This is a genomic window from Streptomyces monomycini, from assembly GCF_022271435.1.
In the GTDB taxonomy this organism is placed as follows: Bacteria; Actinomycetota; Actinomycetes; order Streptomycetales; family Streptomycetaceae; genus Streptomyces; species Streptomyces monomycini.
The window spans coordinates 1-13,529 of the sequence record NZ_JAFIQY010000063.1 but is presented as its reverse complement, the minus strand read 5'-3'; the positions used below and the strand labels follow the sequence as shown (position 1 = coordinate 13,529).

Annotated in this window: 9 protein-coding genes; 2 read left to right on the top strand and 7 right to left on the bottom strand. The window is 74.6% G+C overall.

Annotated features, from left to right (window positions below; all coding sequences use genetic code 11):
- Window positions 1-18: 18 nt before the first annotated feature.
- The 3 genes from JXZ78_RS38200 to ftsE all read right to left on the bottom strand — a co-directional run bounded on the left by JXZ78_RS38200 (window position 19) and on the right by ftsE (window position 2,910).
- Complete coding sequence (locus JXZ78_RS38200; RefSeq protein ID WP_030025120.1) at window positions 19-1,209, bottom strand: S41 family peptidase; 1,191 nt, start codon at window positions 1,207-1,209, stop codon at window positions 19-21.
- Window positions 1,210-1,276: 67 nt separating this feature from the next.
- Window positions 1,277-2,188: a permease-like cell division protein FtsX gene (gene ftsX / locus JXZ78_RS38195; RefSeq protein ID WP_030025119.1), complete on the bottom strand. Its 912-nt coding sequence runs from the start codon at window positions 2,186-2,188 to the stop codon at window positions 1,277-1,279.
- A gap of 32 nt (window positions 2,189-2,220) precedes the next feature.
- The gene (gene ftsE / locus JXZ78_RS38190; RefSeq protein WP_030025118.1) at window positions 2,221-2,910 is read right to left on the bottom strand and encodes a cell division ATP-binding protein FtsE; all 690 of its coding nucleotides are present in this window, start codon (window positions 2,908-2,910) and stop codon (window positions 2,221-2,223) included.
- Between the two features lie 295 nt (window positions 2,911-3,205).
- On the opposite strand from ftsE, the gene JXZ78_RS38185 reads away from it, so the two are divergent.
- The gene (locus JXZ78_RS38185; RefSeq protein ID WP_030025117.1) at window positions 3,206-3,394 is read left to right on the top strand and encodes a hypothetical protein; all 189 of its coding nucleotides are present in this window, start codon (window positions 3,206-3,208) and stop codon (window positions 3,392-3,394) included.
- Between the two features lie 165 nt (window positions 3,395-3,559).
- Here the strand turns inward: JXZ78_RS38185 and JXZ78_RS38180 are convergent, their stop codons facing one another.
- The 4 genes from JXZ78_RS38180 to JXZ78_RS38165 form a co-directional block, all read right to left on the bottom strand.
- Window positions 3,560-4,495 carry a hypothetical protein gene (locus tag JXZ78_RS38180; RefSeq protein WP_238783667.1) on the bottom strand — a complete coding sequence of 312 codons (936 nt, stop codon included), beginning with the start codon at window positions 4,493-4,495 and terminating at the stop codon, window positions 3,560-3,562.
- A 400-nt stretch (window positions 4,496-4,895) separates the two neighbouring features.
- Entirely contained in the window at window positions 4,896-6,008 is a 1,113-nt protein-coding gene (gene prfB, locus JXZ78_RS38175; protein WP_030024693.1) for a peptide chain release factor 2, read from the bottom strand.
- A gap of 102 nt (window positions 6,009-6,110) precedes the next feature.
- On the bottom strand, window positions 6,111-7,457 hold the full coding sequence (locus tag JXZ78_RS38170) for a serine/threonine-protein kinase (RefSeq protein ID WP_030024694.1): 1,347 nt from the start codon (window positions 7,455-7,457) through the stop codon (window positions 6,111-6,113).
- Window positions 7,458-7,705: 248 nt separating this feature from the next.
- On the bottom strand, window positions 7,706-9,508 hold the full coding sequence (locus JXZ78_RS38165) for a serine/threonine-protein kinase (RefSeq protein WP_030024696.1): 1,803 nt from the start codon (window positions 9,506-9,508) through the stop codon (window positions 7,706-7,708).
- 481 nt (window positions 9,509-9,989) lie between these two features.
- Between JXZ78_RS38165 and JXZ78_RS38160 the strand changes: the two genes are divergently transcribed.
- Window positions 9,990-13,412, top strand: coding sequence for an FtsK/SpoIIIE domain-containing protein (locus tag JXZ78_RS38160; RefSeq protein ID WP_030024697.1), 3,423 nt, complete (start codon window positions 9,990-9,992; stop codon window positions 13,410-13,412).
- Window positions 13,413-13,529: the final 117 nt, after the last annotated feature.

Below are 13,529 nucleotides of genomic sequence, written 5' to 3'. Positions count from 1 at the left end.
AGTGGCGCCATTTTCGCACTACGCCCCGCCCCCGAGGCCACTCAATACCGTACGGGCGCGAGCCGGGGCGTCGTCCTCGGCGATCAGGTCGGGGGTGAGGCCGTGTTCGTCCACCACCCGGCCCGACGGCATGCGGTACTGGCCGACGGTCAGCTCGGCCACCGAGCCGTCCGGCAGCTCGCTGGGCAGCTGCACCGATCCCTTGCCGAAGGTCGGGGTGCCGACGACGACCGCGCGGCCGCGGTCCTGGAGCGCCCCGGCCAGCAGCTCGCCGGCGCTCATCGTGCCGCCGTCCACGAGCACCGCGAGGGGGATGTCCGGGTTGCCGCCGCCCTGCGCGTACAGGGCGCGCTGGCTGCCGCGTACGTCGTACGTGGCGACCAGGCCGCCGTCCAGGAAGGCGGAGGCGGCGGTGACCGCCTCGTGCACCAGGCCGCCGGTGTTGCCGCGCAGGTCCAGCAGCACACCACCGCGCGGGGAGGCCGTGCGCACCGCCCGGCGGATCTCCTCACCCGTACCGCTGCTGAAGGCGCCGACCTTGATGCGGGTGGGCCCGTCCGGGCCGTCGGGGCGGTCGGTGATCACGTTCTGGTCCCGCAGGCGGGCCCGGCGCAGGGTCTCGGTCCACTGCCGTGCCCCGCGCCGCAGCTCCAGATCGACGCTGCTCCCGGCGCCCGGGCCTTCGGCGGCCGGTCCGGCGTCGCCGCGCAGCCGCGCCACGACCTCGGTGACCGCGCTGCCCCGGGAGGCCACACCGTCCACCGCGCGCAGGTCGTCGCCGGGGCGCAGGCCGGCCGCCGCCGCGGGGCTGCCGGGCCGTACCCGGGAGACCAGGGCGCGGCCGTCCGCCGCCTGCCGCAGCCACAGGCCCACGCCCACGTACTCGCCGCCGAGCTCGCGCTGGAAGTCCTCGTACTCGCGGGCGGAGAACGCCGTGGACCAGCGGTCACCGCTGCGGCTGACGACCTCGTCCGCCGCTCCGGAGCCGTCCGGATGCGGCCCGGCGTGCCGGCCGGCGCGCACCGGCCGGTGGCCGCGGTCGGCCCCGTCGGCCGCCCGCCCGGAGACCTGCCGTCCGTCCGCCGGGGGCCCGGTCTCCTTCCAGGTGCCCGCCGCCGCGCCGGTCGCCAGCACGCTCACGAAGACCAACGTCAGGGCCGCCCCGCGGCGGCTGCGGCGGGGCCGGACGAACAAACACGGGCCCGTCATGCCGGTGAGTGTAGGACAGAAAGAAGCGCCGTACGGGGAGTTGACCGTACGGCGCCCTTGGCATACGTCACACCTTGAGGTACTTACGGAGCGCGAAGAACGCGGCGAGCGCCGGCATCAACAGGCCGATCAGCAGCACCAGCGGCAGCACCGCGACGACCGAATCCCAGCCGATGAACTTGATGACCAGAATCTTCGTGGCCAGCCAGTTGTTGATCAGCACCCACTTGCCGCCGACGATCAGCACGCACGCGAACACCGCTCCCAGCAGGCCCGCGATGGCGGCCTCCAGGATGAACGGCATCTGGATGTAGAAGCTGGACGCGCCCACCAGCCGCATGATCCCGGTTTCCCGCCGCCGGCTGAACGCCGACACCCGCACGGTGTTGACGATCAGCATCAGCGCCACCACCAGCATCAGCGCCATCACCACCAGCGCGGCGATGTTCATGCCGTTGAGGAGGTTGAACAACGGCTCGATGGTGTCCCGCTGGTCCTGCACCTCCTGGACGCCCGGCCGCTCGGAGAACGCCGATTTGATCACTTCATACTTCGTCGGGTCCTTGAGCTTGACCCGGAAGGACTCCGGCAGCTGGTCGGGGGTGACCAGGCCCGCCACGGGCGTGTCGCCGAACTGCTCCTTGTAGTGCTTGTACGCCTGGTCGCTGGACTCGTACTGCACGTTCTGCACGATCGGCAGCCGGTCCAGTTCGGCCTTGATGTCGTTCTTCTGCTGCTCGGTGGCCGCGCCCTTGGCGCAGTGGGACCCCGTCTCGGCGTCGTTCTTGTTGCAGAAGAAGATCGAGACGTTGACCTTGTCATACCAATAACCCTTCATCGTGCTGACCTGGTCGCGCATCAGCAGCGAAGCGCCGAACAGGCCGAGGGAGAGGGCTACGGAGACGATGACCGCGAAGGTCATCGTGAGATTCCGGCGGAGACCGACGCCGATCTCCGACAGGACGAACTGGGCGCGCATGGCGTCCTTTCAGTGCTGGGGGCCGTACACGCTTAGTGCTGATAGCCGTACACGCCGCGCGACTGGTCACGCACGAGCCGGCCCTTTTCGAGTTCCATGACGCGCTTGCGCATCTGGTCGACGATCTGCTGGTCGTGGGTGGCCATGACCACCGTCGTACCGGTCCGGTTGATCCGGTCCAGCAGTTTCATGATGCCGACCGACGTCTGCGGGTCGAGGTTGCCGGTGGGCTCGTCCGCGATGAGGAGCAGGGGGCGGTTGACGAACGCCCGCGCGATGGCGACGCGCTGCTGCTCACCACCGGACAGCTCGCCCGGCATCCGGTCGTCCTTGCCGCCGAGGCCGACGAGGTCGAGGACCTCGGGGACCGTCTTGCGGATCTGGCCGCGCGGCTTGCCGATGACTTCGAGGGCGAAGGCGACGTTCTGCCCCACCGTCTTGTTGGGGAGCAGCCGGAAGTCCTGGAAGACGGTGCCCACCTGGCGCCGCATCTGCGGCACCTTCCAGTTGGACAGCTTCGCGAGGTCCTTGCCCAGTACGTGCACGGCGCCATGGCTGGCACGCTCCTCCCGCAGGAGAAGGCGCAGGAAGGTGGACTTGCCGGAGCCCGAGGAGCCCACCAGGAAGACGAACTCGCCGCGCTCGATCTCCAGGGAGACGTCCCTGAGGGCGGGGCGGTTCTGCTTCGGGTAGGTCTTGGAGACGTTGTCGAATCGGATCACTGATGCACCACGGTCGACCTGGGTAGCGGCACCGGACGCCCCTGTTGGGGCTCCTGTCGGTGAGCGTGACCCTACGCGAGTCTCGCGCGAAGGCGCAGTCGCCGTTCGGGGTTGGTGCGTTTATTCACGGCATCTACGGGGACAAAACGAGCACATTCCGGCCCGGGGACGCGGGCAGGCCCGCGGAAAAGGCCGGAAGGCGACCGGGGCGCGCCGTTCCGACGGCGAGCTGGCAAAGTGGTAGGGGGAACCATCGTGGTCCCTTGCGCGTTGCAGCGGTTGAGGAGGAGGTCGCATGACGTACGACCGGCTGGTGTGCGCCAACTGCGCGGCCCCTGTGAACGAGGGCCGCTGCCCCGTGTGCCGGGCCAGCAGGGAACGGCTGCAGGAGAACGGGCTGTTCGGCCAGGTGACGCCCGCTGCCATAGTGGCGCTGCTGGTGGCGTTGGTCGCGCTCGCGGTGCTGCTGCACCAGGCCGCCTGAGGCACCCCGGGGCCCGCGGGCCCGTGTGACGCCCCCCGCACGGAGCGTCACCGTACTCGGCACACCGAGGACATGAGGACGTGCGGACGCCGAAGGGCCCGGAGCGCTGCTCGCGCTCCGGGCCCTTCGTCACGCACTGCCCCGGGTGCGGGGCGGGGCCTGGTGTCAGGCCGCGGCCGCGCCGCCGTTCTTGTTGATCAGGCGCGGCATCAGGCGGAAGCCGATGCCACCGGCGATCATCGTCGCCGCGCCGACGAGCAGGAAGGTGGTGCCGGAGGCACCGGTCTCCGCGAGCTCGCCGCCCTTGGCCTGCTGCTGCGGCTGGCCGGGCGTGTTCACGATCTGCTGGCTGCCCTCGCCGGGCTGCTCGATCGGCTTGCTGCCCGCGTTGTCGGTACCGGTGCCGGTGCCGTCGCCGCCACCGGTGCCGCCGGTGGAGGAGCCACCGGACTGGCCGCCGGTGGAGGAGCCGCCGGACTGGCCGCCGTTCCCGTGGCCGCCGGTCTGGCTGCCGGACTGGCCGCCGGTCTCGTTGCCGCCGGTCTGGCTACCGCTCTGACCGCCGGTCTCGTTACCACCGGTCTGGCTGCCGCTCTGACCGCCGGTCTCGTTACCACCGGTCTGGCTGCCGGACTGGCCGCCGGTCTCGTTACCACCGGTCTGGCTGCCGGACTGGCCGCCGGTCTCGTTACCACCGGTCTGGCTGCCGCTCTGACCGCCGGTCTCGTTACCGCCGGTCTCGGACCCACCGGTCTCGTTACCGCCGGTCTCGGACCCACCGGTCTCAGAACCGCCGGTCTCGGACCCACCGGTCTCAGAACCGCCGGTCTCCGAACCACCGGTCTCGGACCCACCGGTCTCAGAACCGCCGGTCTCCGAACCACCGGTCTCGGAGCCGCCGATCTCGCTGCCGCCGGAGTCACCGCCGCCGCTGAGGAGGTCGTCGATCAGGCCGCCCAGGCCGCCGGAGCTGCTGGAACCCGCCGTCGTCGGCTCGGTGCCGACCGCGGAGGCCGCGCCGGCCGCGGTGAGCGACGCACCGGCCGCGATCACCGCACCGGCCGCAATGCGCGCTACGCGCAGCCGCGTCTTCTTCGTCATGTGCCTGCTACCCCCAGTAGCTGTACTCGTCCATGGAGCATCGCCGTTCGGGGCAGCGGCCGACCCGGGTAGGCGAGTCGCGACACCGCCCTGCGGCCGTTGCACTCAGTTCCCCGTTCACACGCACGCCCCGGACATACGCATGCCGCGTACCACCCTTCCCAGTTCTCACATCATCGTCAAGGTCAAATAAAGGTGCGATGACCGAATTGAGGGGAGTTGCGGGGTCCATGGACGTATGACTGTGACCAAATTGCCACACGGCCGAACGGCAGCAAAAAACAACTGCCGCTCATAAAGCGGCAGTTGTTTTCACAGAAAATCCATACGGCCTTCAGCCGCGGCTCACCGGCATGTCGGCCCGCCGACCCGCCGGCCCGCCGGCCGACCGCTCAGCGGCTTACTTTCCCTGTTCCTGCTGCTTGCGCCAGCGGATGCCCGCTTCCAGGAAACCGTCGATGTCGCCGTCGAGCACGCCCTGCGGATTGCCGACCTCGAACTCGGTGCGCAGGTCCTTGACCATCTGATACGGGTGCAGCACGTACGACCGCATCTGGTTGCCCCAGGAATTGCCGCCGTCGCCCTTGAGCGCGTCCATCTTGGCCTGCTCCTCCTGGCGGCGGCGTTCGAGCAGCTTCGCCTGGAGGACGTTCATCGCGGTCGCCTTGTTCTGGATCTGCGAGCGCTCGTTCTGGCAGGAGACGACGATGCCGGTCGGGATGTGCGTCAGGCGCACCGCGGAGTCGGTCGTGTTGACGCCCTGGCCGCCGGGGCCGGAGGAGCGGTACACGTCGACGCGCAGCTCGGACTCGTCGATCTCGATGTGGTCGGTCTGCTCGACCACCGGCAGCACCTCGACGCCCGCGAAGGACGTCTGGCGGCGGCCCTGGTTGTCGAAGGGCGAGATGCGTACGAGGCGGTGGGTGCCCTGCTCGACGGAGAGGGTGCCGTAGGCGTACGGCACCTGGACGGCGAAGGTGGTCGACTTGATGCCGGCCTCTTCGGCGTACGAGGTCTCGTACAGCTCGGTCTTGTAGCCGTGCCGCTCGGCCCAGCGCAGGTACATGCGCTGGAGCTTCTCGGCGAAGTCGGCGGCGTCCACACCGCCGGCCTCGGCACGGATGTTGACGACGGCCTCACGGGAGTCGTACTCGCCCGACAGCAGCGTGCGGACCTCCAGCTCGTCGACGGCCTTGCGGACGTCGGCCAGCTCCTTCTCGGCCTCGGCGCGCGTCTCGTCGTCACCCTCGGCCTCGGCGAGCTCGAAGAGCACACCGACGTCGTCGACCCGGCCGCGCAGTTCCTCGGCCCGGCGCAGCTGGCCCTGGAGGTAGGACAGCCGACTGGTGATCTTCTGTGCGCTCTCCGGGTCGTCCCAGAGGGACGGCGCCGCTGCCTGCTCCTCAAGCGCGGCGATATCGGCCCTCATCTTGTCGAGGTCCAGGACGGCCTCGATCGACCCCATGGTCGAGGAGAGGGACTTCAGCTCTTCGGATACATCGACGACTGCCACGCACCCCAGCCTAACGGCTGCCGCCGCCTGCGTGCCCCGAGCCTCGCGCCGCTCGTGGGGCGGCGGCGCGAGGAGGCCGGCGGGGCGGGGCGTCGTCCGAGGTCAGCGGGTGGGGCGCGGGGTCGCGGCGTCGGAGTGCCGGATGCCGGGCTTGGCGTCCTCGCCGGAGTCGCCGTGCTGGGAGGCGAACCAGCCGCCGAGCCCGGCGGCGGCCACCACCGCCGCCGCGGCCAGGCCCAGTTTCACCCGGCGGCGGCGCACCGCCTCGCGGTGCCGGGCCGAGCCGGCCCGGGGCTCGCCCGCGGCGCGCGGGGCGCGGGCCGTGCCGTGCGCGCCGCCCGCCAGCTCGTCGGGGCCGGGGACGCGCATGCTCGTGTGCGTCTCGCGGTTCGAGTCGGGGGCGGCCGAGCCGTGGACGAGCGGTACGGCGCCGCGCGGGCGGGCGCCGCCCGGCGCGACCGGCGGGTAGAGGGCTTCGTCGTACGCGCCCGGAGCGGCCCCGGCGGCACCGGAGGCGTACGGGCCGGTGGCGGTGTCCTCGGCCTCCTCGGCGGCCTGGTCGCCGTCGGGCTCGTCGATGTCCAGCGGCGGGTGGCCCGCCAGGCCGGGCAGGATCTCGCGCAGCCGGGCGGCCAGTTCGGGGGCGCGCAGCCGGGAGGCGGGCGCCTTGGCCAGGCACTGCAGGAGCAGCTGCCACAGTTCGTCCGGGATGCCGGGCAGCGGCGCCACGGCCTCGGTGACGTGGCGGCGCAGCACCGCGCCGGGGTGGCCGCCGCCGAACGGGGTGAAGCCGGCGAGCATCTCGTACAGCACCGTGGCGAGCGCGTACACGTCGACGGACGCGCGCGGCGGCAGGCCCTCGATGATCTCGGGCGCCAGGTAGTCGGGGGTGCCGATCACCTTGGCCGAGCGCGGGTTTCCGGCGGCCGGCGGCTGCGGGAGGGTGCGCCGCGGCGTGTCGACGAGGCGGGCGATGCCGAAGTCGGTGAGCAGCGCGGGGTGGGCGCCGCCGGGCCCGAGCGGCCCCTGCATGTCCAGCAGGACGTTCTCGGGCTTGACGTCGCGGTGCACGATGCCGGCCTTGTGGGCGGCGGCGAGGCCGTCGGCCACGTCGGCGGCGACGGCGACGGCGGCATCCGGGGCGAGCCGTCGCTCCCGTTCGAGGCGGGTGCGCAGGTCCGTGCCGCGTACGAGGTCCATGACCAGGGCGAGGTCGTTGCCGTCGACGACCAGGTCGCGCACGCCGACGACGTGCGGGTGGTCCAGGCCCAGCAGCGCGGCGCGCTCCTGGACGAAGCGGCCGACCAGCTCCTGGTCGGCGGCGAGGTCCTCGCGCAGCAGCTTGATGGCGACGGGCCCCTCGGGTCCGTCGCCGAGCCATACCGTGCCGGCACTGCCGCGGCCAAGGATCTGGTGGGCGGTGTACCGGCTGCCGATCTTCCGTGCCAAGACTGCTCCGACGTGTCGGGCCCGCTGAGCGTCCTCAGGGGGCTGAAGGTGGCGTCAAAGCTACGCGGGTGCCAGGGGGTTCCGTGCCCAGGATGGGCCCAGGTAGCACTTCTGTGGGGGAAATCGCCCCCTGGAAGTCGACAAATCCCCTTGGTCACCGCGCCGGACGCGGGCGCCGCGCTCCCCCGGCGGGCGCGCCGGAGCGGTCCCGCGGCGCCGGGGAGCACCGGCGGCGCGGGAACCGGACGTCACTTGAACCAGGTGCCGACGTCGTTGAAGAAGTCGCGGACGCTGCCGATGACATCGCCGATCTGTTCGAAGTAGCCCTTGGTCGTGCCGATCCACTCCTGGAGCGGGGAGAACTCCCAGACCGCCCAGCCGCCGACGAACAGGATCACCAGGACGAACAGGCAGCCCTTCAGGCAGCCCAGACCCGGGATGCGCATCGGGTTGGCGCTGCGCTGCCGGGGTTCGCGGCGCGGCCGGGGCTCCCGCTCCCGGGGCGGCGGCTCCGGTTCGTAGTGCTGGGGCGGCGGCTGCCGGCGGCGCGATGCCTGCTGTGGCTGACGCTGCGGCGGCTGCTGGGGCTGGTGCTGCGGCGGCTGGTACGGCGCGGGGGCCTGCTGCTGGTACGGGGCGGGCGCCTGCTGCTGGTACTGCGGAGGCTGCTGGGGGCGCTGCTGCGGAGCCTGCGGGGGCTGCTGCGGCTGCGCGGGCCGGCGCTGCGGGCGGCGGCGCAGCGGGTCCTGGCCGGGGTCCAGGTACTGCGTCTGCTCGTTGCGGTCCCGGGCGGCCCGCATCTGGGACTCCCACGGGTGCGGGCCCTCGGGCTGCCCGCCGGGCGGGCCCGGCGGTACGGGAGGCATCGCGCGGGTCGGGTCGGCGCCGCTCCGGCCGTGGTCCGGGCCGTAGTCCTGGCCGTAGTCCTGTCCCTGGCCGCCGGGGCCGGAAGAGGAGAGCACCTGGGTGGGGTCGGCGTCCGGGCCGCCGGGACCGCCCTGGCCGCCGGTGGACGGCAGCACGCTGGTCGCCGCGGCCGGGTCGTACGTACCTCCGGTGGAGGGCAGCACCTGGGTGGGGTCGGCGTCGCCCGTACCGCCGGTGCCGGTGCCGGGCACCGTGGCGGGGGACGGGTCGGGCGCGAGCAGCGCGGCGACGCCGAGCGCGGCCTCGGCCTGCGCGGGGCTCGCGTGCACGCCGATGCCTGCGGCGACCGTGCGCAGCGCGCGGGCCAGGTTCTCGGCGCTGGGCCGCTCGCCCGGCTCCTTGCTCAGACAGCGCTCGATGACCGTCCACAGCGGCTCGGGGACGGTGGACGGACGGCGCGGCTCCTCGCTGAGGTGGCGGTGCAGCACTTCGAGGGCGCTGGCGCCGCCGAACGGCGGGCGGCCGGTGACGAGCTCGTAGAGCAGGATGCCGGCGCCGTAGATGTCCACGGCGGAGGTCTGCGGGCGGCCCTCGGCGGACTCCGGCGCCACATAGGCGGGGGTGCCGACGAATTCGTGGGTGCGGGTCAGGCCGGGCGAGTCCGCGAGGCGCGCGATGCCGAAGTCGGTGAGCATCGGGTGCAGCTCGGCGGTGTCGCCCTCGCCGGTCCCCTGGAGCAGGACGTTGGCGGGCTTCAGGTCGCGGTGCACCACGCCGTCGGCGTGGCTGGCGGCCAGCGCGTCGGCGATCTGGGCGGTCAGCAGGGCGGCCGCGACGGGGCTGAAGGGGCCGTTGTCGCGGAGGTGGCGGTGCAGGTCGGGGCCGTCGATCAGGTCCATGACCAGGGCGAGCAGGTCGCCCTCGACGACCAGGTCGCGGGTGCGGACGATGTTCGGGTGGGTGAGCCGCAGCAGCACCGAGCGCTCGCGCAGGAAGCGCATGACGACGTCCGCGTCGTGCGCCAGCTCCTCCTTGAGGACCTTGATCGCGACCGTCTCGCCGGGCTCCCCGGCCACCGATGCCTCGGCGCCCGCCGTCTCCCTCTGACGGGCACGCCAGACGGTGCCCGTGGCGCCGCGTCCCAGCGGCTCCTCGAGCAGGTACTTGCTGCCTACCGGCCGCACGTGCGCTCCCTGGTCGTGATCGATCCTTGCCGGGCCGGTGGGTCGCAGCGGCCCGTCGCCCCACTGTAGTGCCGCCGTACGGGCCGTACGGCGGGACGATCGGGCGGGGCTCGGGGGAAAGACGCGCATTCGGGACAGATGGTTGCGGGCGGGCCGCGATCGGTGTCCACGTCAGGCCGAACAACGAACGCCGATGATCGAAAACCGGCCGTTCACCGTGCTCGATCAGGTGGTTTTCCGCCCGGGGACGACCGATCAAGATCACTGAGTGATGGTCGGCGGGCGTGTTGTCAGTGGCAGGTGCGAGGATGCACCCAGCACGGAAGCGGTGGGGGTGCGGGGCCTTCGTCGCGCGCGTGCGGCGCGGGAGCACGATCCCCGCGCCTAGGGACTTGTTTGTACGTGCCGAGTGCCCGGGCGCGGCGGGGGAGGTCACGGGGCCCCTGCCGAACGGTCCGGGCGGAAGGGACCGTTGACGGCGATGCAGATCCGGCTGACCGTCCTCGGGCCGCGCAGCGGCCACCCCACGCGGGCCTGCGACGTCCTCGTCACGGCCCCCGCCGGGACGGCGCTCGCCACGGTCGCGGGCGGCCTCGCGGCCGCCGTGGCCGGGTCCGGCGCGGACATCGGCAGCACCACCAGCGGCAGCAGCGCAAAAGGCGGCTCCGCCGGCGGCTCCGGCGGCCCCGTCGTGCTCTACGCGGGCAGCGACCGGCTCGACCCGCAGCGCGCGGCGGTCGGCGAACCCCCGCTGATCGACGGCGCGGTGCTCTCCCTCGGCGCCCCCGGCCCGGCCCCGGCGCACGGCCTGCCGCACGGCGCGCCCCGGCTGCGGGTCGTCTCCGGGCCGGACGCCGGCGGGGTCCACCTGCTGCACGGCGGCCAGGGTGGCGCCATCCGCGTCGGCCGCTCCGCCGAGGCGGACGTGCCCCTCGACGACCCGGACGTCTCCCGGCTGCACTGCGCGGTGACGGTCGAGCCGGACGGCTCGGTGCTGGTCGCCGACCTCCGCTCGACCAACGGCACGGCCGTCGACGGCGCCGAGGTCGGCGAGCACCCGGTGCCGCTGCCGCCCGGCGCGCTGCTGCGCATCGGCGAGTCCGCGCTGCGCCTCCAGGCCGCGCCCGCCGAGCCCGACCCGGCCCTGGCGTGCGCTCCCGACGGCGAGGGCCGGCTGCGCGTCTCCCAGCCGGACTCCACCGCTCCCGCGGCCCGGGGTGCCGGGCACCCCGGCGCTCCCGCCGTCCCCGGCGCGCGCTCCGCCGCGCACGACCAGGGCGCCCGGCGGCCCGGAGTGCCGCACCAGGACGCCCGGCGACCCGAGGTGCCGCACCAGAGCGCCCCCGCAGCTTCCTTCGCCGTTCACGGCGTCACGGCCCCCGCCCCCTCATCCGCTCCGTACAGCCCCTCCTCGTACGGCGCCTCGTACGGCGACCCGCGGCCGCCGGAGGAACTGCCCGCCGCGTACGACAGCCCGGCGCGCCGCGGCACCCCGCTGCGCGGCACCCCGTACCCCGGCAGCCCCCAGGAGCAGTACGCGCCGTACGGCCCGGACGGCGCCGCTTCGGAGCGGACCCACGGCGGCGGGCAGGACCTGGCCCCGGCCGAGGGGCGCGATCCGCGCCAGGAGGAGCCGGCCCCCAAGGCCGCGCGCCGGGGCGGCATCGGCGCCTGGGCCCGCCGGCTGACCGGCGCCCGGCCGGCCGACGACCGCGCCGGCACGGGCCCCGCCCCCGCGCCGACCGTCTGGCAGGAGCAGCAGCGGCAGTCGCAGGCGGCGTCCGGAGCGGCGGACCAGGCGGACGAGCCCGCCGGCGGGCGGCTGAGCCCCGAGGCCGCGGACGAGCGCTGGCCCGACCCGGCGACGGTGCTGCTGACCGCGCTCGGCCCCGGGCCCCGGCTCTGGGAGCGCGGCCCCGACCATCCGGACGCGCTCACCGTCCGGCTCGGCACGGCCCCGCAGGACGGCGGCCGGGCCGCCGTGCCGGTGACCGTCGAGCTGCGCAAGGCGGGCGCCCTGGGCCTCGCCGGGCCGCGCGCCCGGCTCGGCGGCCTCGCGCGCGCCGCCGTCGCCCAGCTCGCCGCCCTGCACTCCCCCGCCACCCTGGAGATCGTGCTGGTCAGCACGGACCGCGCGCGGTCCCTGGAGGACCGGCTGGCCGACTGGTCCTGGCTCGGCTGGCTCCCCCAGGTGCGCCCGGCCCACTCCCAGGACTGCCGGCTGCTGCTCGCCTACGAGAAGGAGCAGGCGACGGCCCGTACGGCCGAGCTGGCGCGCCGCCTCGACGACGGTCCGCTGGGCCCGCACTGGGCCGGTGCCGACCGCGCCGCCGTCGCCTCCGCCGCCGCGCGCTACAACGGCCCGTACACCCTCCTGATCGTGGACGGCGACCCCGGTACCTCCGCGCTGCGCGAGACGACGGCCCGGCTCGCGGCGAACGGCCCGGCGGCCGGCATCCATGTGCTGTGCCTGGCCGAGACGCCCGCCGCCACCCCGGCCTTCCCGCTGGCCGCGACGTACGAGGCGGCCCGTGCGGCGTCGCCCGCGTTCGGCGAGTGCGGCGCGGTCGCGGTGCTGAGCGGCGACGTCGCCACCGCCCTGCGCGTCGTCCAGCCCGGATCGGGTCCGAACGGCACGGTCGCCGCGGTCGACGCGGTCTCCGGCGCCTGGGCCGAGCGGTTCGCGCGCGCCCTCGCGCCGCTGTCCGAGGCGGACACGGGCGACGGCCTCGGCGGACGCCCGGCGCGCAGCGCCGCCGTACCCCTGCCGGACACCTCCCGGCTGCTGGACGAGCTGGGCCTGGCGCGGGCCACCCCGGCCTCCCTGATGGCCCGTTGGGCCGCCGCCTCGGACCCCGGCCGGGCGGGTGCCCCCGCCGTGCTGGGCGCGGGACCCCGCGGGCCGCTCTGCGCCGATCCGGCCACCGACGCCTGCCATCTGCTGGTGACCGGCGGCCCGGGCAGCGGCAAGACGGAACTGCTGCGGTCGCTGGCCGCCTCGCTCGCCGCCGCCGACCGCCCGGACCTGCTCTCCCTCGTCCTGGTGGACGGCGCGGGCCCGGAGCGCGGCGAGGGGCTGCGGCTGTGCACGGACCTGCCGCACGTGACCACCCATCTGACGGCCTCCGACCCGGTGCGGATGCGGCAGTTCGCGCAGGCGCTCAGCTCCGAGCTGAAGCGGCGCGCCGAGACCCTGGCCGGCACGGACTTCGCCGAGTGGCGGGCCCGGCACCTCCCGGATCCGCGCACCCCGGCGCCCCGGCGCCCCGGTGAAGGCCCGTCCGGCGCTCCGGCCGCCGAGCGGGACTCCACCTCGACGGGCACCCTGCGGCTGCGGGCGCGCAGCGCCTCCGGGGGCGGTGCCGCGGCGCCGGAGCCGCAGGCCGCGCCGCTGTCCCGGCTGTTCGTGCTGGTCGACGACTTCGACGCGCTGGTCGCCCCGGCCCTGGGCAGTACCGGCCGCCCGGCGGCCGGTTCGGTGGTGCGGGCGCTGGAGGCGGTGGCGCGGGACGGGGTGGCGCTCGGCGTGCACCTGATAGCGGCCACCGGCCACCCGGACCGTACGGCCGAGACGGCCACGGACCGCGCGGCCGGACTGCGTGTGGAGCTGGGCCCGGCGGCGGACGCGGCCGAGCCGGTGCCGCCCGGGCGCGGGCGGCTGCACCGCGCGGCGGACTCCTCCGTCACCCCGTTCCAGGCCGGCCGGGTGACCGGGCGGATACCCCGTACGTCCACGCTCCGCCCCACGGTCGTACCGCTGGAGTGGGAGCGGATGGGCGATCCGCCGGCCCGCCGTCCGCTGCGCGAGCTGGGCAACGGGCCGACCGACCTGGCGCTGCTGGCGAGCGCCCTTCAGCGGGCCGCCCAGTCCTCCGGCGCGCCCGCCGCACCGCCGCTGCTCTGACCCGCGGCCCCGCAGCTGTTCCGACGCGTGGCCCCGCAGCCGTCCCGCCGCTTCTCCGGCCCGTGGCCCCGCCGCCGCTCCGGGCGCCGGCGGCCCGGCCCCGGCGCCCGGCCGTCC